The sequence below is a fragment of the Subdoligranulum sp. APC924/74 genome (genome assembly GCF_003324125.1).
Classification (GTDB): Bacteria; Bacillota; Clostridia; order Oscillospirales; family Ruminococcaceae; genus Gemmiger; species Gemmiger qucibialis.
Genome location: NZ_PSQF01000005.1, coordinates 26700 through 43991 on the forward strand (window position 1 = coordinate 26700; position 17292 = coordinate 43991).

General features: G+C 64.6%; 19 protein-coding genes. 10 read left to right on the forward strand and 9 right to left on the reverse strand.

Going from position 1 to position 17292, the window contains the following annotated elements; genetic code table 11:
* Positions 1 to 64 precede the first annotated feature (64 nt).
* Positions 65 to 1543, reverse strand: a complete 1479-nt coding sequence (araA, locus tag C4885_RS03075; protein ID WP_113998945.1) for an L-arabinose isomerase — start codon at positions 1541 to 1543, stop codon at positions 65 to 67.
* A 16-nt stretch (positions 1544 to 1559) separates the two neighbouring features.
* Positions 1560 to 3143: a xylulokinase gene (locus tag C4885_RS03080; RefSeq protein ID WP_113998946.1), complete on the reverse strand. Its 1584-nt coding sequence runs from the start codon at positions 3141 to 3143 to the stop codon at positions 1560 to 1562.
* Between the two features lie 79 nt (positions 3144 to 3222).
* Here C4885_RS03080 and C4885_RS03085 point away from each other — a divergent pair, with 79 nt between their 5' ends.
* Positions 3223 to 4068 carry a PocR ligand-binding domain-containing protein gene (locus tag C4885_RS03085; RefSeq protein WP_113998947.1) on the forward strand — a complete coding sequence of 282 codons (846 nt, stop codon included), beginning with the start codon at positions 3223 to 3225 and terminating at the stop codon, positions 4066 to 4068.
* 140 nt (positions 4069 to 4208) lie between these two features.
* Here the strand turns inward: C4885_RS03085 and C4885_RS03090 are convergent, their stop codons facing one another.
* On the reverse strand, positions 4209 to 4523 hold the full coding sequence (locus C4885_RS03090; RefSeq protein WP_113998948.1) for a hypothetical protein: 315 nt from the start codon (positions 4521 to 4523) through the stop codon (positions 4209 to 4211).
* A 265-nt stretch (positions 4524 to 4788) separates the two neighbouring features.
* Between C4885_RS03090 and C4885_RS03095 the strand changes: the two genes are divergently transcribed.
* Both C4885_RS03095 and hcp read left to right on the forward strand, forming a co-directional pair.
* Positions 4789 to 5121 carry a cupin domain-containing protein gene (locus C4885_RS03095; protein ID WP_113998949.1) on the forward strand — a complete coding sequence of 111 codons (333 nt, stop codon included), beginning with the start codon at positions 4789 to 4791 and terminating at the stop codon, positions 5119 to 5121.
* A 17-nt stretch (positions 5122 to 5138) separates the two neighbouring features.
* Complete coding sequence (gene hcp, locus C4885_RS03100; RefSeq protein ID WP_113998950.1) at positions 5139 to 6773, forward strand: hydroxylamine reductase; 1635 nt, start codon at positions 5139 to 5141, stop codon at positions 6771 to 6773.
* Between the two features lie 43 nt (positions 6774 to 6816).
* Here hcp and C4885_RS03105 read toward each other — a convergent pair whose 3' ends face one another.
* The 3 genes from C4885_RS03105 to C4885_RS03115 all read right to left on the reverse strand — a co-directional run bounded on the left by C4885_RS03105 (position 6817) and on the right by C4885_RS03115 (position 9068).
* Positions 6817 to 7815 carry a Gfo/Idh/MocA family protein gene (locus C4885_RS03105; RefSeq protein ID WP_113998951.1) on the reverse strand — a complete coding sequence of 333 codons (999 nt, stop codon included), beginning with the start codon at positions 7813 to 7815 and terminating at the stop codon, positions 6817 to 6819.
* Between the two features lie 32 nt (positions 7816 to 7847).
* Positions 7848 to 8579, reverse strand: a complete 732-nt coding sequence (locus tag C4885_RS03110) for a YoaK family protein (protein ID WP_242979462.1) — start codon at positions 8577 to 8579, stop codon at positions 7848 to 7850.
* 135 nt (positions 8580 to 8714) lie between these two features.
* Positions 8715 to 9068 (reverse strand): gamma-glutamylcyclotransferase, encoded by a 354-nt coding sequence (locus C4885_RS03115; protein WP_113998953.1) that lies wholly within the window; start codon positions 9066 to 9068, stop codon positions 8715 to 8717.
* A gap of 125 nt (positions 9069 to 9193) precedes the next feature.
* On the opposite strand from C4885_RS03115, the gene C4885_RS03120 reads away from it, so the two are divergent.
* From C4885_RS03120 to C4885_RS03130, 3 genes are all read left to right on the forward strand, one after another.
* The gene (locus C4885_RS03120; protein ID WP_113998954.1) at positions 9194 to 10249 is read left to right on the forward strand and encodes an alcohol dehydrogenase; all 1056 of its coding nucleotides are present in this window, start codon (positions 9194 to 9196) and stop codon (positions 10247 to 10249) included.
* 102 nt (positions 10250 to 10351) lie between these two features.
* The gene (locus C4885_RS03125) at positions 10352 to 10522 is read left to right on the forward strand and encodes a DUF3873 family protein (RefSeq protein WP_113998955.1); all 171 of its coding nucleotides are present in this window, start codon (positions 10352 to 10354) and stop codon (positions 10520 to 10522) included.
* Positions 10519 to 10875 (forward strand): MmcQ/YjbR family DNA-binding protein, encoded by a 357-nt coding sequence (locus C4885_RS03130; RefSeq protein ID WP_199488070.1) that lies wholly within the window; start codon positions 10519 to 10521, stop codon positions 10873 to 10875. Before C4885_RS03125 ends, C4885_RS03130 begins: the two co-directional genes overlap by 4 nt.
* A 113-nt stretch (positions 10876 to 10988) precedes the next feature.
* On the opposite strand, the gene C4885_RS03135 is transcribed toward C4885_RS03130, so the two are convergent.
* Complete coding sequence (locus C4885_RS03135; RefSeq protein ID WP_113998956.1) at positions 10989 to 11546, reverse strand: cysteine hydrolase family protein; 558 nt, start codon at positions 11544 to 11546, stop codon at positions 10989 to 10991.
* 174 nt (positions 11547 to 11720) lie between these two features.
* Between C4885_RS03135 and C4885_RS03140 the strand changes: the two genes are divergently transcribed.
* From C4885_RS03140 to C4885_RS03155, 4 genes are read left to right on the forward strand one after another with little or no spacing between them, the layout of a single operon-like run.
* Entirely contained in the window at positions 11721 to 12473 is a 753-nt protein-coding gene (locus tag C4885_RS03140) for a nucleoside phosphorylase (protein ID WP_113998957.1), read from the forward strand.
* Positions 12474 to 12502: 29 nt separating this feature from the next.
* A complete protein-coding gene (locus C4885_RS03145; RefSeq protein WP_113998958.1) occupies positions 12503 to 13102 on the forward strand; it encodes an ECF transporter S component in 600 nt (199 codons plus the stop codon).
* A 3-nt stretch (positions 13103 to 13105) separates the two neighbouring features.
* Entirely contained in the window at positions 13106 to 13879 is a 774-nt protein-coding gene (locus tag C4885_RS03150) for an energy-coupling factor transporter transmembrane protein EcfT (protein WP_113998959.1), read from the forward strand.
* Complete coding sequence (locus tag C4885_RS03155) at positions 13870 to 15546, forward strand: ABC transporter ATP-binding protein (protein ID WP_113998960.1); 1677 nt, start codon at positions 13870 to 13872, stop codon at positions 15544 to 15546. The genes C4885_RS03150 and C4885_RS03155 overlap by 10 nt, the downstream gene beginning before the upstream one ends.
* Positions 15547 to 15667: 121 nt before the next feature.
* On the opposite strand, the gene C4885_RS03160 is transcribed toward C4885_RS03155, so the two are convergent.
* The gene (locus tag C4885_RS03160) at positions 15668 to 15934 is read right to left on the reverse strand and encodes a DUF6171 family protein (protein ID WP_113998961.1); all 267 of its coding nucleotides are present in this window, start codon (positions 15932 to 15934) and stop codon (positions 15668 to 15670) included.
* A gap of 12 nt (positions 15935 to 15946) precedes the next feature.
* On the reverse strand, positions 15947 to 17287 hold the full coding sequence (locus C4885_RS03165) for a glycoside hydrolase family 28 protein (RefSeq protein ID WP_113998962.1): 1341 nt from the start codon (positions 17285 to 17287) through the stop codon (positions 15947 to 15949).
* Positions 17288 to 17292 lie beyond the last annotated feature (5 nt).

Consider the following 17292-nt stretch of genomic DNA (forward strand, 5'->3'; position numbering starts at 1 on the left):
GCACATTCCGTGCAGCCGGGCGGTTTTTGCAATAGGGGAAGAAACAGTGAAAATGTCGGGTCGGTTACCGGAGCTTCCAGGCCAGGTCGGCCAGGAACAGGTCATGCTCCAGCGCTTCCGGGGTGGTGTCCTTGCCGATGTGCACAAACTCAATGTCCATCATGTTGGCCCAGTCGTGCATCTGTTCGGCGGTCACGTCGTAGCTCAGCACCGTGTGGTGCGCACCGCCCGCCGTGATCCAGCACTCCACGCCGGTCGTCAGGCTGGGCAGGGCCTTCCACATCACGCGGGCCACCGGCAGGTTGGGCATCGGCAGAATCGGCTTGACACACTCGATGTCCTGGCAGATCAGCCGCAGCCGGCCGCCCATGTCGATCAGGCTCACGACGATGGCCTTGCCTGCCTTGCCCTCAAAGACCAGCCGGGCGGGGTCCTTCTCGTTCATGCCGATGCCGAGGGGGTGGGTCTCGATGCGGGGCCGCTGGGCCGCGCAGCAGGGGCAGACCTCCAGCATATGCGCGCCCAGGCTGTACTCGGCGCCGGGCACCAGGTTGTAGGTGTAATCCTCCATGAAGAGGGAACAGCCGTTGCCGCCCTCGCCCATCGCTTTGAGGATGGCGGTCATCGCGGCCACCTTCCAGTCGCCCTCGCCGCCGTAGCCGTAGCCCTGCGCCATCAGGTGCTGGCTGGCCAGACCCGGCAGCTGCTCCATGCCGTACAGGTCCTGGAAGGTGTTGGAGAACGCCTGGCATCCTTCGGCATCCAGCATCTTCTTGATCGCGATCTCCTCGCGGGCCTGGTAGCGGATGGCACCGATGTCATCCGTCGCAAAGTCGTAGCTGGCGCGGTAGACTTCCATCAGGGCGTCAATCTCGGCGTCGGTGACCTCGTTCATCACCTGGACCAGGTCGCCCACGGCCCAGGTGTTGACCTGCCAGCCCAGCCTGGCCTGGACCTCCACCTTGTCGCCCTCGGTCACGGCCACTTCGCGCATGTTGTCGCCGAACCGCATGACCTTCAGCTGGCGGGAGACCGCCACGCCGACGGCGGCGCGCATCCAGCGGCCCAGACGCTTCTGGACTTCCTCATCCTGCCAGTACCCGGCGATGATCTTGCGCGGCATCCGCAGCCGGGCCGCCAGGAACCCGTGCTCCCGGTCGCCGTGGGCGGCCTGGTTCAGGTTCATGAAATCCATGTCGATCTCCTCGTTGGGGATCTCGCGGTTGTATTGGGTGGCAAAATGGCAGTAGGGCTTCTGCAGATTCACAAAGCCGTTGATCCACATCTTGCTGGGACTGAAGGTGTGGCACCAGGTGATGATGCCCGCACAGCGGGGGTCGTAGTTGGCCTCGCGCACCACGTCGGCAATCTCCTGGTTGGTCTTGGCCGTGACCTTGTAGACCATCCTGCAGGGCAGATTGCCCGAGGCGTTCAGCAGATCCGCCATCTCGGCGGCACGGCGGGCCACGGTCTCCAGCACCTCGGGTCCGTACAGAAACTGACTGCCCACCACAAACCAGAATTCATATTCCTGCATACGCATTGTCAAAACCTCCTTGTCACGGCAGTGCGTCGATGGCGGCGCGTTCCACCGCCAGACAGCGGATGTATTGTTTCATAAACGCGGCAAATCCGCGGCTGTCCCGGGCATCGGGCTGCACGGTGCTGCCGACGGCCCCCGCAAAGATGCGGCGGTGCAGATACTGTTCCAGCGTTTCGCCTTCCGCCCGGTGCAGCCGGTAGCCCGCCAGCAGCGCCATGCCCCAGGGACCGCCCTCCCCGGCGGTCTGCATCACCGAGACCGGCACGCCCAGCGCTCCGGCCAGCAGTTTCTGGCCCACCACCGGGACCTTGAACAGCCCGCCGTGGCCCAGCAGATGATCCGCCGTGACCTGTTCCTCCTCGAACAGGATGTCCAGCCCGTATTTCAGTGTGGCCAGACAGGCGTACAGCTGGACGCGGGCAAAGTTGGCCAGCGTGAACCGGGCATCGGGGCGGCGCACCAGGAGCGGCCGTCCGTCCGGCAATCCGGTCACCGGCTCGCCCGAAAAACAGTTGAAATTCACCAGCCCGCCGCAGTCGGGGTCCCCTTCGAGGGCCTTGCGGTAAAACAGGGTGTACAGCTCATTCCGGCTCAGCGTCGCCCCGGCGGCCGCCGCCATCTCGCCCAGCAGCCTGACCCAGTCGTCCAGATCGGAGGTGCAGGTGTTGCAGTGGACCATGGCCACCGGCCGCCCGTCCGGCGTCGTGACCAGATCAATCTCGGGGTGTACCTTTGCCAGCGGCTTTTCCAGCACCACCATGGCAAAGACGCTGGTGCCGGCGCTGACGTTGCCGGTCCGCACGGCCACACTGTCGGTGGCGGCCATGCCGGTGCCGGCATCTCCCTCCGGCGGGCAGAGCGGTATGCCGGCGCCCAGCGTGCCCGTCGGGTCCAGCAGCCGCGCCCCCGCCTCGGTCAGGGTGCCGGCGTCCTGACCGGCGCAGAGTACCCGGGGCAGCAGGTCCCGCAGATGGCAGTGCAGCCCCGCCCCGGCCAGCAGCTCGTCAAAGGAGGCCAGCATCCCGGCATCGTAGTCGCAGGTACGGCTGTCAATCGGAAAGACGCCCGACGCATCCCCGATGCCCAGGACCTTCTGCCCCGTGAGCTGCCAGTGCAGATAGCCCGCCAGCGTCGTCAGGAAGTCCACCTGCCGGACATGGTCCTCCCCGTTGAGGATGGCCTGGTAAAAGTGCGCCACCGTCCACCGCTGCGGAATGTTGAACCGGAACCGCTCGGTCAGTGCCTCGGCCGCGGCCCGGGTCGTTGTGTTGCGCCAGGTGCGGAAGGCGGTCAGCGGACGGCCCTGCCGGTCAAAGGGCAGGTAACCGTGCATCATCGCCGAGACCCCCAGGGCGCCCACCGTCCGCAGCGGTTCGCCGAAGGCCGCTTCATAGTTGCGGGCCAGATCGCGGAAGGCGTGCTGTACGCCGGTCCAGACCTCGTCGAGATGGTAGGTCCAGTACCCGCCTTCAAAACGGTTCTGCCAGTCGTGGGCGCCGGACGCCAGCACGGTGCCGTCCGGCCCGGCCAGCACCGCCTTGATGCGGGTCGAACCGAGTTCCAGGCCCAGAGAAGTGGATTTTTGTTCAAGTTTCTGCATAGGATCACCGCCTGTCGGAAATGGGAATTGACACGGCCGCAGGGGCCGTTTACAATACAGGAAAAAGGGGGAATGATTCGTGCGTGCGGTCTTTGACAAAGGGGAGCTGCTGGTGCTGCTGCGGGATTTTTATGAGCTGACCGGTCTGCGCACCGTCGTCTTTGACGAGTGGGGGATGGACATTCTGTCCTACCCGCAGCAGCTGCCGGACTACTGCCGTCTGGTGCGCGCCACCCCCCAGGGCGAGATGGGCTGCCGCCTGTGCGACCAGAAAGCCTGCCGCCAGGCCCGGCAGGAAAAGACCACCTGGATCTATCCCTGCCACGCCGGCCTCATCGAGGCCATCACGCCCATCCAGATCGACGGTGTGGTCGTGGGGTATCTGCTGCTCAGCCATATCGTGCAGGGCGCCGACGAACAGGCCGAATGGCAGCGCGCCTGGCAGCTCTGCGCCGGGTATCCGATTCGTCAGGAGGAACTCTACCGGGCCTACCGCCAGCTTCCCCGCACCCCGTACCAGCGGCTGCGGGCGGCGTGCGACCTGCTCGCCCTCTCGGCCCGGGCGCTGTGTCAGGTCCACATGGCCCGCCTTGTGCCGGGCAGCCCGGCCGAGACACTCAACCGCTTTCTGGCCGATCACCTGGCCGAGGATCTGTCCAGCGACCGCATCTGCGCGGCGCTCGGCATGGGCCGCACCGCGCTGTACCAGCTCTCCAAGGAAACCTACGGCTGCGGCATCAACGAGTCGGTCCGCCGGCTGCGCATCCAGCGCGCCATCCGCCTGCTGACCACCACCCGGCTGACCAACAACCAGATCTGCCAGCAGATCGGCATTGCGGACTACAACTACTTTTTCCGCGTCTTCCGCCGCCAGACCGGCTTTACGCCCCAGGCCTACCGCCGCCAGTTCTCAGGCACCGACTGACGGGGCACTTCTGCTCCTATCATACCCCCGCCGCCCCCTGCCCGTATAGTGACAGATGTTCGGATTGCTGGATTTTTGTTCGCAAATCGTTGTCGGCACAGCAAAAGCCCCCCGGCCGGATGGCCGGGGGGCTTTGCCGTTCACTGGCAGCTGTCGCAGCAAGGGCGGTGCTCGACGATCTCTTCCTCGCGCACCGGCGGCTGACCGATCCAGGACAGTGCCTCGTCGATGTCAAAGGTCTTGCGGCCGTCCTCCCGCACAAACAGCGGGATGCCGATGCCGCCGTGCTCCCGCACCGGGGCAAACACCGGGTCGTGGTCGCGCAGCGCCAGAAATTCCTTCAGGTTGGCCGTGTCGGCCGTGATGTCGATGAACTCCGCCTCAAACCCGCGGCTGGCCTGGATGGCCTGGTAATTGCGGCAGTCAATGCAGATGTGTGTTCCGTATACTTTCATGGATAACCCCTCCTGTCGGTTTCAGTATAAGCCCGGCGGCGCCTGTCTGCAAGCGGTCCCGCACAATACATTTTGTATTCTTTTCATAAAAAACAACACTATGTTTTTGCATCGGCGCCAGGAAAGTTTTGACTTTGTGGTTCTGACAACATACTTTCCGGCGCGGGACAGATATGATAAGGGCGTTATCCGGCGGAAAACGGTTGCAGCGAATGAGTAAAACCGGGCCGGAAGACAAACACTGAATACACCGGGAGGTTATCGAATGAACGTCAAGATGAAGAATATTGCGCAGTCCGAAGTGCTGACGCTGAAGGATGAAATCTCGTACCAGAAAGGCCAGGTGGTCAGCAAGACGCTGGCCCAGAATGATGCGGTGAGCATCACGCTGTTTTCCTTTGACAAGGGCGAGGAGATCAGCACCCATGCCGCGGGCGGCGACGCCTTTGTGACCTGCCTGGACGGTGTGGGCAGGATTGTGCTGGACGGCACCGAGTACCTTCTGCACGAGGGCGAGTCCATCGTGATGCCTGCCGGCCATCCCCATGCCGTCAGCGGCGCCGAGATGTTCAAGATGCTGCTGGTGGTTGTATTCTGAACCAAAGGAGAACACCCATGAACGAGAAGATGTTTTGTTACCAGTGCCAGGAGACCGCCGGCTGCAAAGGCTGCACGATGGTGGGCGTCTGCGGCAAGCAGCCCGATGTGGCGGCCATGCAGGACCTGCTGGTGTATGTGAGCAAGGGGCTGTCCGCCGTGACGACGGCGCTGCGCCGGGAAGGGCAGACCATCCCCGCCGGGATCAATCACCTGATCACGCTGAACCTGTTCACCACCATCACGAATGCGAACTTTGACCGCGAGAGCATCGAGGCGCGCATCCGTGCCACGCTGGAGGCGCGGCAGGAGCAGCTGGCCCGGCTGAACCGCCGGGACGGCCTGCCTGAGGCGGCTCTGTGGGACGGCAGCGGCGACTGGGAGGAGAAGGCCCGGACGGTGGGTGTCCTCTCCACCCGGGACGAGGACATCCGCTCGCTGCGGGAGCTCATCACCTACGGACTCAAGGGCCTGTCGGCCTACTCCAAGCACGCCAACGTGCTGCTTCAGGACGACCCCGAGGTGGACGCCTTCCTGCAGCGGGCGCTGGCTGCGACGCTGGACGACAGCCTGACCGTGCAGGACCTGGTGAACCTGACGCTGGAAACCGGCAAGTACGGCGTGGCGGGCATGGCGCTGCTGGACAAGGCCAACACCGAGGCCTACGGCAACCCCGAGATCACCCGTGTGTCGCTGGGCGTGCGCGGCAATCCGGGCATCCTTGTGTCGGGGCATGACCTGCGCGACCTCGAGATGCTGCTCGAACAGACCCAGGGCACCGGCGTGGATGTCTACACCCATTCCGAGATGCTGCCCGCCCACTATTATCCGGCCTTCAAGAAATACCCGAACTTTGTGGGCAACTACGGCAACGCCTGGTGGAAACAGAAGGAGGAGTTCGAGGCCTTCCACGGCCCGATCCTCATGACGACCAACTGCATCGTCCCGCCCAAGGACAGCTACAAGGACCGGCTGTACACGACCGGGGCGGCGGGGTATCCGGGCTGCCCCCACATTCCGGGCGGCATCGGCGAGACCAAGGACTTCTCCCGCATCATCGAGCAGGCCAAGACCTGCCCGCCGCCCGCCGAGCTGGAAACCGGCGAGATCGTCGGCGGCTTTGCCCATGCCCAGGTCTTTGCGCTGGCGGACCGCATCGTGGAGGCCGTGAAGAGCGGCGCCATCCGAAAGTTCGTCGTCATGGGCGGCTGTGACGGCCGTGCCAGAAGCCGCGAGTATTACACCGAGTTCGCCCGGGCCCTGCCCCGCGATACCGTCATCCTGACGGCCGGCTGCGCCAAGTACAAGTACAACAAGCTGGCGCTGGGCGACATCGGCGGCATTCCCCGGGTGCTGGACGCCGGCCAGTGCAATGACTCCTACTCGCTGGCCCTGATTGCCCTCAAGCTCCAGGAAGTGTTCGGGCTGGACGACATCAACGACCTGCCCATCGTCTACAACATCGCCTGGTATGAGCAGAAAGCCGTCATCGTGCTGCTGGCCCTGCTCTCTCTGGGAATCCACAACATCCACCTCGGCCCCACGCTGCCGGCCTTCCTCAGCCCCAACGTGACCAAGGTGCTGGTCGAACAGTTCGGCATTGCCGGGATCGGCAGTGTCGAGGAGGATCTGCGCCTTCTGATCGGCGAATAAACAAGAATGCCCCCGGCACCGCAAGGTGCCGGGGGTTTTGGAATCATGCGGGATCGTCGGTCTCCTCACACGGGTAACGGATGCCCATCTGGGCCCGCAGATGATCCATCTGCTCCATCATGTGGACCGTCTCGCGGTGGGGCATCGAAGGACATTCCGGCAGCCCCCGGCGGATGCAGTCCACCGTCTCGCGGACCTCGTACTCGTAGCCGGTCAGCTGGGGCGGACAGGCAATCTCCTCGATCAGACGGCCGGTGTCATCCACCATCCGCAGCCCCTGGGGGTTGTTGATGTTGTCCACCATCAGATACCCCTTTGTGCCGTAGATCACGCCGTACCGGTCGGACACCGCGTTCGCCGCGGCCGTCAGGTTGGCCACCCGGCCGTCCTTCCAGGTCAGCGTGATGCAGTCCGTCATATCCACGCCGTGCGTGTTCTTGGTGCACAGACCCCGGACCTCATCGGGGCGGCCGAACACCATCTCGGCAAAATGCAGCGGGTACAACCCCACATCCAGCAGCGCGCCGCCGGCCAGCTCGGGCAGGATGATGCGCTGTTTGCCGGTCATCTCATAGCCCAGATTGGCGGTCAGCAGCCGGGGCTCGCCGATCTTTCCGGATTCCACCGCCTCCCGGATGATGCGCCGCATCGGCTGGTACCGGGTCCAGATGGCCTCGGTGACCAGCACGCCCCGGGCCTGGGCGTAGCGCAGGGCGTCCTCGGCCTGGCGGGCGCTGACCGTGAAGGGCTTCTCGCACAGGATGTGCTTGCCGTGGTCGGCGCAGAGCTTGATGTGGCGGTAATGCAGCGAGTGGGGCGTGGCAATGTAGACAACCTCCACCGCAGGGTCCCGCAGCATCTCCTCATAGCTGCCGTAGGCTTTCGGCACGTTGTGCTCGGCGGCAAAGGCGCGGGCGCGGCCGATGTCCCGCGCCGCAACGGCATACAGTTCGGCCCCGGTTTCGCCCTGCTGCGCCATCCGGCACAGCGTGTCCGCCATGACGGCGGCGATGAATCCGGCACCCAGAATTCCAAATTTCATAGACGGTTCCTTTCTGTTCGGCGCGGCCCGGGTCAGTGGCCGGCGGGTTTCTGTTCCACCAGTTCCTTCTCGGTGGTGCGGTCGGCGTGGAGCAGCGTGAGGAAGATGATCCCCAGCGGGATCATGGTGAGCCAGATGGCCCGGCCCACCAGCAGATGGCAGAAGACCGTGCCCGTCACGGCGCCCAGGATGAAGAAAAACAGCATCCCGCAGTGGCGGGCCAGCTTGCGGCGGTGGGATTTGTCGGCGCTGTGGCGGTGCCGCAGCTCCTTGGCCAGCCCGACGCCGATCTGCCGGATGTGGTTGGTGGCAAAGGTGGTGGCCACCGGGACGCCCTCGGCCTGCCGGAAGGTATTGTACTGCATCGAGGCCACAAAGTTGATGACCACCTGGCAGATCTGCACCGGCGCGGTCTCGGGCAGAAACCCCAGCCCCAGCACCGCGATCATCTCAATCAGCATCAGCACGGTGTCCCACCGGACGTTGAACCGGTGCTTGATCGGGTTGGGCAGCAGCTCCGACACGAACGCGCCGAGAATGTAGGCCGAGATCGGGACCAGATAATACCCCGCCTTTGCCCATTCGGCGGACCCCAGCGCCAGGCCCATCAGCACGACGTTGCCGGTCTGGGCGTTGCAGAATACGTTGCCGCGCAGCAGATAGGTGTAGGCACCCCAGAACCCCGCGACGGCGATCAGTGTGAAGTAGACCCAGTTCCTCTCACAGGTCAGGTAATGCGGTTCGGCAGGATGTTGTTCTTTCACGATATGCGCCCTTTCTACAGTTCAGTTCCCTTTTATTATACACGGCCATACGAAAGGCGCAAGCCAAAAATGGCCGCCCCGGCAGCAAAAAACGGCGCCCTCCGGTAACCGGAGAGCGCCGTTTTGCGGTGCGTGTCAGCGGGCATGCCACCGCTCGGTCCAGGGCTCACCCTGGACTTCGTGCAGGTACACATAGGCCTCCGCCTCGCGGAGCGTGCCGCCGCACAGGACCCGGACCGGGCTGCGCCGGTACAGCGAGCCCTCCTCCTCGTAGAGGTCCATCTGCTCCACCGTCTGGTCGTCGGTGTACCACAGTTCGCCCCATACGGTGCCGCCGGGCTGCGCGACAATGCCGGGGTACCGCCCCAGATCGTACAGCGCGTAGCCGTCAAGACGGGCAGGTCCCGCGAACACGGCGCCCTCCAGACGGTTGTCGGCGCACTGACCGGTCATCAGTGTGCCGTAAACAAAAACCGGACGATTGTTCATCCTCGTCACCCCCGCCGACAGTATAGCACAAAGCAGGCCCCGGGTCCACCGACAGTTGCAGATCGGCGCGCCGCATGGTACACTCAAAGAAAACGGGACCGCCTGGTCCGAAGGAGCGTGGCAGTATGTTGGCCTATACCTATGTCGAACACGGAAAATTTGAGCTGCGGGACAAACCCCGGCCGGTCCTGCGGGATGCGCGGGATGCCATCGTCCGGGTGACGCTGGCCAGCATCTGTACCAGCGACCTGCACATCAAGCACGGTTCGGTGCCCCGGGCGGTGCCGGGCATCACGGTGGGACACGAGATGGTCGGCATCGTGGACGAGGTGGGCGAGGCAGTGACCGCAGTCCGCCCCGGGGACCGGGTGACCGTCAATGTCGAGACCTTCTGCGGGGACTGTTTTTTCTGCCGCAACGGCTGGGTCAACAACTGCACCGACCCCGAGGGCGGCTGGGCGCTGGGCTGCCGGATTGACGGCGGCCAGGCCGAGTATGTCCGGGTGCCCTACGCCGACCAGGGGCTCAACCGCATCCCCGACGGCGTCACCGACCGGCAGGCGCTGTTTGTCGGGGACGTGCTGGCCACCGGGTACTGGGCGGCCCGCATTGCCGAAATCCGTCCCGGCGACACCGTGCTGATCCTGGGTGCCGGTCCCACCGGCCTGTGCACGCTGCAGTGTGTGCAGCTGCTGCAGCCGGGGCGCATCATTGTCTGCGACCGGGACCCCGGGCGGCTGGCGTTTGTGCGCGCCCATGCGCCGCAGGTGCTGGCCGTCCCGCCCGAGGGCCTGCCGGAGGTTGTCCGTGCCAACAGCCGCCACGGCGGCGCCGATGCGGTGCTGGAGGTGGCGGGCAGCCCCGACACCTTCCGCCTGGCCTGGGAATGTGCCCGGCCCAACGCCGTGGTGACGGTGGTGGCCCTCTATGACGAACCGCAGACGCTGCCGCTGCCCCGGATGTACGGCAAGAACCTGACCTTCAAGACGGGCGGCGTGGACGGCTGCCACTGCGGCGAGATCCTGGACCTGATCGCGGCGGGCCGGCTGGACACCACGCCGCTGATCACCCACACCTTCCCGCTGCGGGAGATCGACCGCGCGTATGATCTGTTTGAACATCACCGCGACGGCGTGCTCAAGGTCGCCATCGAGTGCGGGATCGCCGATGCAACAAAGTGACAGGCAGGGCCGGGGCGTTTTCTCCATGGGCAAAACGTCCCGGCCGTGGTATGATACAAAGCGGGCCGCAGGCCCGCAAAATCCGATGGGGAGTGCTGTGACGTGGAGATTGCTTTTCTTCTGCCGGGGCAGGAACGCTGGGTTCCGGTCAGCGGCGGTGTCCGTTATGATTACTGTTCGGAGCGCGGGGAGTATTTTTCCTGCGTTGCCAGGACCGCGGAGGCCGCGCAGGCAGTCTGTGAGGACTGGATGATGCGCCGCGAACGCTATTGAACCCGCCGCTCAACCGCGCCGACCTCATTGCCCTGTGCGGCCGGCTGCCCGACAGTTACGAGGACTATCCCTTCGACGACCCCAACTGGACGGTGATGCGGCACCGCACCAACCGGCGGTCCTACGCGCTGATCTTTGAGCGGCAGGGCCGGCTGTGGGTCAACGTCAAGGCGGAACCGGCCTGGGGCGATTTCTGGAAACAGACCTACCCGGCCGTCGTGCCCGCCTACCATATGAACAAGCGCCACTGGATCGGCATTGTGCTGGACGGCAGCATGACCGCCGACCAGATCTTTGACCTGATCGCCGAGAGCTATCGGCTGACCGCGCCGCGCGCCGCCAAATCCCGCTGAACTGGCAGACTTCCCGGAACTTTCCCGGGAAGCCTGTATTTTTTTGTGGAAAAAGTTGCCGGAACGCTTGTGCCAATGCCTGCGGTACGCTATGATATAGGGGAGGGAAAAAATTACCGGCTCTGCTCCAGATACGCCCCGGTGGTCAGCACCTCGGTGTGGGGCACCGTCAGGTAGGAGACAATGGCTTCGGCCTGCGCCTCGGATTCCGGCGTCACGCCGGCCACCGCGTCGGTCAGATAGACCATCCGGTGCCCCAGATCAATGCCCGCCAGCACGGTGGACAGCACACAGCATTCCGCCACCACGCCGGTCACCACCACCCGGTCGGCCCGGGCCGCGGCCTCCCGCACCTTCGGAATCGAAAAGGACGAATAGACCGACTTGTCGAGCAGCGGATACCGCTCCAGATAAGGGGCCATCTCGGGCAGCATCGCGTTGGCAAAGGCGTCGGCGTTGACGGCCGCATTCACGCGGTTGTACTCCCGCCACATCCCTTCCGGCTGCGCGGGCGGCACAAAGCGGGTGAACAGGACCTCGCCGCAGACGCCGGCATCCAGCAGCCTGCGGATGTTGCGGGCGGCCTGCCGGATATGGCAGCAGGCCCAGGGCTGGCCCTCGGTGTAGACGTTCTGCAGATCAATCACCAGCAGCAGATCATGGTTGGACATGGCGGACTCCTCCTTTGTTTCGCGCCGCACCAGACGGCATTTTCAGATTCAGTATACCGCACCGCGCCGGGAATTGACAAGGTTTGACTTTTGACGGCGGAGGTGTTACTTTAATAACAATACCGGAGAAACTAAACAAAACACCACAAAATATTCAAAAAGGAAGCGATTGTCATGGCCGTTCGTATGGCACATATTCAGCTGCCGGAGGATCTCGGCATTGAGGACGCGATCCTGCCCGGCGATCCGGCCCGGGTGGACCGGGTGGCGGCGCTGCTGGAGCAGCCCGAGGAACTGATGTTCAACCGGGAGTACAAGAGCGTCCGCGGACTCTGGAAGGGACGCCCGGTGCTCATCATCTCCACCGGCATGGGCGGTCCGTCCACGGCGATTGCCGTCGAGGAGCTGGCCCGCACCGGTGTGCGGCAGATGATCCGCATCGGCAGCTGCGGCGCCCTGACCCCGACGCTGGATCTGGGCGATCTGGTGCTGGTCTGCGGCGCGGTGCGGGACGACGGCACCTCGGCGGGGTATCTGCCCGCCGAATACCCCGCCGTGCCCGACCTGGACCTGCTCAACGCCTGCCGCACGGCGGCCCGGCGGCAGCAGGCACCTTATCAGATCGGCATTGCGCGCAGCCATGACTGCATGTACCGCGACGACAACCCCGCCCTGTACGAGACCTGGTCCCGCCGCGGCGTCATCGCCTCCGACATGGAGACCGCGACCATGCTGGTCGTGGGCCGGCTGCGGGGCGTGCGCTGTGCGTCCATCCTCAACGTGGTGGCGGGCTTCCACAAGAACGTCGCCGAGAGCGTGGGCCGCTACCAGAACGGCGAGCAGGCGGCTGCCGCCGGTGAGCATCTGGAAATCTGCACGGCGCTCGATGCGCTGGATGTGTTTCATCAAGGATCTTCCCGGGCCTGAACCGGAAGAATATAAAGGAGGAATATCCCGTGAATCTGTTCAAGACCAAATTTGATGCGGCAACGATCGTTCTGATCCCGGCCTGCATCGGCATCAACTATCTGGGCAAGATGTTCGCCAGCCTGCTCAAACTGCCCCTCTGGCTGGATTCCATCGGCACCTGCATCGGCGGCTGCCTGGGCGGCCCCATCATCGGCGGCATCTGCGGCGCGGCCAACAACCTGATTTACGGGTTGACCGCCGGCGACAACATCACGCTGATCTATGCGCTGACCAGCCTGGGCATCGGCCTGGCCGCCGGCATCATGGCGCGCCTGGGCTTCATGAAGTCCTTCCCCAAGGCGCTCATCACCGCCTGCGTGGCCGGCTTTGTGGCCGTGCTGATCTCCACCCCGCTCAACGTCATCTTCTGGGGCGGCACCACCGGCAATGTCTGGGGCGATATGGTGTTCGCCGCCACCCAGGCCGCCGGCCTTTCCACCCTGCTGGGCTCCTTCCTGGATGAGATCGTCGTCGATGTTCCCGACAAGATCATCACCCTCATCGTTGTCTACTTTGTCCTCAAGGGCCTGCCCCGCAAACTGACGGCCCTCTACGACGCCAACGCCAAGATCGAACACCTCGAGTAAGCTATGAAAAGTATCAGTCTTTATGTGGATAACGGCAGCTGGCTGTGCAAGGTTCATCCCTTTACCAAGCTGGCGTACATTGCCACGGCCATCAGTGTGCCGCTGCTGGTGGGCAAGCTGTCCTTTTTTGCCATCTTCATCGCCCTCAGTCTGGCGGTGCTGGCCAGCGGCAGGCTGCTCAAGCGGGTGGTTCCGCTGATAGCCTTCTCCTTCACGATCCTGATCACCATCTTTCTGATCCATGGCCTGTTCAACCAGAGCAACCGCAACATCCTGTTCAGCATCGGACCGCTGCACTTTTACCGCGAGGGTCTGCTGTATGCGCTGCACATCGGCTGCAACGTTTTGAACATGCTGCTCTCCTTTGCGATTCTGGTGCTCTCGGCCAAGCCCTCCGAGCTGGTCGAGGAACTGGAAAAGCGCGGTTTCTCCCGCCGGATGGGCTACATCATCACCTCGGTGTTCCAGATCGTGCCCCAGATGACCGGCACGATGAACACCATCACCGATGCCCAGCGCAGCCGCGGCCTGGAAACCGAGGGCAGTCTGCTGACCCGCGCCAAGGCCTTCCTGCCGCTGATCTCGCCGGTGGTCATGAGCTCGCTCATCAACACCCGGGAACGCGCGGTGGCGCTGGAAGTGCGCGGATTTGCCGCCAAACAGAAAAAAACTTACCTTGCCGACCGCACGCCGCACCGCGGGGATACCCCCATCACTGTCGTGCTGCTTGCCATGATTGCGGCCGCACTGCTGTGGAGGATTGTCCAATGCCTGTGATTGCTGTGGAAAACCTCAAATACCGCTACCCCAACACCGAGTCGCTGGCCCTGGACGGGCTGAGCTTCACGGTCGAGAAGGGCGAGTTCATCGGCATTGTCGGTGAGAACGGCGCGGGCAAAAGCACCCTGAGCCAGGCCCTGATCGGTCTGGTGCCCCAGTTCTACAAGGGCGCCTATGGCGGCCGTGTCCTGATCGAGGACCTGCCCGCCGAGACCACCCCCATCTCGGAACTGTGCTGCAAGGTGGGCCTTGTCTTTCAGAACCCCTTCAACCAGCTTTCCGGCGCCAAGGACAACGTCTATGAGGAAGTTGCCTTCGGAATGCAGAACCTGGGCGTCCCCCGGGAGGAGATGCACCGCCGCGCCGAGGAAGCCCTCAAACTGCTGGACATCTGGCAGTACCGCGACCGCAACCCCTTTGACCTTTCGGGCGGCCAGATGCAGCGCGTGGCCATCGCCAGCGTGCTGGTCATGAACCCCGACATCCTGGTGCTGGACGAACCCACCTCCCAGCTGGACCCGCAGGGCAGCGAGGAAGTGTTCCGCACCGTGGACAAGCTGGCCCGCAGCGGCATCACCATCCTGATGATTGAGCAGAAGATCGAGAAGATTGCCGCCTACTGCGACCGCATCCTGCTGCTGCACAAGGGCCGGCAGATCGCCTTTGATACCCCGCAGAAGATCTTCTCCCGCACCGACCTCGAGGAGCTGGGGGTGCAGCCCCCGGCATTCACGCGGATCTGCCGTGCGCTGGGCGCCGCCCTGCCGGACGGAAGCTATCCCGTCACGGCCGAGGAGGCCGCCGGCCGCCTGCACCGCGTCGAGTCCATCCAGCCGCCGCCCGCCGTCCCCGTGGAGACCCGCCCCGTTCTCTTTGAGATCGAAAAGCTGCGCTTCTCCTACCGGCCCGGCACGCCGGTGCTCCATGAAATCAGCCTGACGCTGGACGCCCGTCCCACCGCCATCATCGGCCAGAACGGCGCCGGCAAAACGACGCTTGTCAAGCTGCTCAAGGGCCTGCTCCGGCCCGAAGGCGGCGTCATTCGGTTCCGCGGCGAGGACATCGCCGGGCGCACCGTCGCATCGCTGGCCGCCCAGGTCGGTTATGTGTTCCAGAACCCCGACGACCAGATCTTCCGCTACAACGTCCTCGACGAGGTCATGTTCGGCCCGCTGAACATCGGCATGGACGAAAAGACCGCCCGGGAAAAGTCCCGCGAAGCACTCGCCATGACCGGCCTGGCCGGCCTGGAGGACCGCAACCCCTACGACCTCGAACTCTATGAGCGCAAGATGGTGGCCATCGCCTCGGTGCTGGCCATGGACCCCGATGTGCTGATCCTGGATGAGCCGACCATCGCCCAGGATGTGCGCGGCCGCCGCCGCATCGCCGAGATTGTCCGCACCCTGTCGCAGCGCGGCAAGCTGGTGCTGGCCATTTTGCACGATATGGATTTTGTGGCCGAATGTTTTGAGCGGGTCATCGTCATGGCCCAGGGCCGCGTGGTGGCCGAAGGCACGCCGCGCCGCGTCTTTTCGGACGCTGAGGCATTGCAGGCCGCCCGTCTGGACCCGCCCCACGTCACGCAGCTCTGTACCCGTCTGGGGTACGAGGGCGTCTTCCTGACCGTCGAAGAGTTCCTGCACGCCTGCGGCAGGGACTGATCCGCCTGCCCCGGACCCCCGCTGTTCGGCATGACCGGCGAGGGTCTGGGAAGGTGCGCCCTTCCATCAAAAATACGGCACGCCGGAAAGCGCAGAAGGCTTTTCCGGCGTGCCGTTTTGTTTACCAGCGCGGCTCCGTCAGCGGACAGTGCATGTCGCTGCGGGCGGCGCGCATCTCCACATAGCAGCCGCACTGCATGCAGGTGCCGTTTTGCAGCGCCTCGCAGTCCCGGCAGCAGGCAAGCCGCGTCTCGTACAGCGCGTCGGGGGTGCGCAGACGGCGCGGCATCGTGGCGCGGTACCGCTCCACACTCCGCAGATAGTCATTCTCCCCGGTCATGTCCCGCAGCAGACAGCGGCAGACCTTGGGCTGGGTGGCTTCCTCCATGGCAGACTCCTTTCACTCGGCATCCAGTTCGACGACGGCGCCGGGACAGTCCTCCAGCAGCGCCGGACGGCCGCTCCAGTCGCCCGGTCCGCCCGACCGCACCCGGCAGTCCCGCACCCGCAGCCCTTGCACACAGCGCGCATACAGTGCCGGAATCTCATGGGGGTACAGATGCCGCGCCGACGGCTGTTCGTCAAACAGCCCGCCGGGCTGGGTGCCCTGGCGGCAGAGCGTCAGGTCCACCGCCTCGGCCCGGATGTTGTACAGCGGGGCGTAGGATTCCCCCGCAAAGAACAGGCAGCTCTCCGCCTTCATCGTGATGTGGTCAAAGCTGACATTGCGGATCACACCGGGAAAGTTGTCCTGCCCGGCCCGCCGGGTCGCGTTGACAAAGAGCGCTTCGCCCTTGCCCCACCAGCCCGGGGCCCCCGGCACCGAATAGCGGTCGGCATACCGCCGCACGGCCCCGACCAGATGGTGGACCTGGATGTTCTCGACGGTGCCGCCGTCCCGCACCCAGATGCCGACGGCCCGGGAACAGTCCTTCACCAGACAGTCCCCGAAGGTGATGTTGCGGATGTCGCCGCAGGTCTCGGTGCCGATCTTCAGCGCGGAATCCCGGGAGTGCAGCACGCAGTTCGTGATGGTCACGTTGCAGCAGGGCCCGTACCGGCGGGTCATCGGCCCGGTCGCCTTGACGACGATCGCATCGTCGCCGGTGTGGATCAGACAGCCGCTGATGATCACATCCTGGCAGCAGTCCGGGTCAATGCCGTCGTTGTTGGCGCCCCGGTCGTCGTTGAGAATGCGGATGTCCCGGATGCGCACGCGGCGGCATCCCGCCATGTGCAGCGTCCAGAAAGCCGCATCCCGCAGCGTCACGTCCCGGATCGTCAGGTCGGTGATGTCCTCCAGCAGGATCATCCGCGGGCGGAACGCCGCCGCGGCCTTGGGACATTCCCCGAACCCGTTGTCCTCGTTGCGGTCAAAAAATACCCGGCGCCCCTGCCCGTCAATGACGCCGCTGCCCGAGATCGTGATGTCCTGCCCGCCGCAGGCCCCCAGAAAAAAGCCGCCGTTCCAGCCGTCCATCGCGTCGTCGGCGTCGGCATGGCGGAACGGGCGGATGTCCTCGGGCCGCAGGCTGGACTGCAGCACCGCGCCGCTGCACAGATGCAGCTCCACATGGGAGCGCAGCATCACGCTGCCGCTGAGAAACCGCCCCGCCGGCACCATGACCCGGCCTCCGCCCGCCTGTGCGGCGGCATCCACCGCGGCCTGGATGGCGGCGGCACAGTTGGTCACGCCGTCCGCGACGGCGCCGTATTCGGTGATCCAATACTCCTGCATCATGGTCC

Coding starts and splice junctions, on each gene's coding strand:
- araA (WP_113998945.1), bottom strand. CDS start 1,543: ATGCGTATGCAGGAATATGAATTCTGGTTTGTGGTGGGCAGTCAGTTT.
- C4885_RS03080 (WP_113998946.1), bottom strand. CDS start 3,143: ATGCAGAAACTTGAACAAAAATCCACTTCTCTGGGCCTGGAACTCGGT.
- C4885_RS03090 (WP_113998948.1), bottom strand. CDS start 4,523: ATGAAAGTATACGGAACACACATCTGCATTGACTGCCGCAATTACCAG.
- C4885_RS03095 (WP_113998949.1), top strand. CDS start 4,789: ATGAACGTCAAGATGAAGAATATTGCGCAGTCCGAAGTGCTGACGCTG.
- hcp (WP_113998950.1), top strand. CDS start 5,139: ATGAACGAGAAGATGTTTTGTTACCAGTGCCAGGAGACCGCCGGCTGC.
- C4885_RS03105 (WP_113998951.1), bottom strand. CDS start 7,815: ATGAAATTTGGAATTCTGGGTGCCGGATTCATCGCCGCCGTCATGGCG.
- C4885_RS03115 (WP_113998953.1), bottom strand. CDS start 9,068: ATGAACAATCGTCCGGTTTTTGTTTACGGCACACTGATGACCGGTCAG.
- C4885_RS03120 (WP_113998954.1), top strand. CDS start 9,194: ATGTTGGCCTATACCTATGTCGAACACGGAAAATTTGAGCTGCGGGAC.
- C4885_RS03135 (WP_113998956.1), bottom strand. CDS start 11,546: ATGTCCAACCATGATCTGCTGCTGGTGATTGATCTGCAGAACGTCTAC.
- C4885_RS03140 (WP_113998957.1), top strand. CDS start 11,721: ATGGCCGTTCGTATGGCACATATTCAGCTGCCGGAGGATCTCGGCATT.
- C4885_RS03150 (WP_113998959.1), top strand. CDS start 13,106: ATGAAAAGTATCAGTCTTTATGTGGATAACGGCAGCTGGCTGTGCAAG.
- C4885_RS03155 (WP_113998960.1), top strand. CDS start 13,870: ATGCCTGTGATTGCTGTGGAAAACCTCAAATACCGCTACCCCAACACC.
- C4885_RS03160 (WP_113998961.1), bottom strand. CDS start 15,934: ATGGAGGAAGCCACCCAGCCCAAGGTCTGCCGCTGTCTGCTGCGGGAC.
- C4885_RS03165 (WP_113998962.1), bottom strand. CDS start 17,287: ATGATGCAGGAGTATTGGATCACCGAATACGGCGCCGTCGCGGACGGC.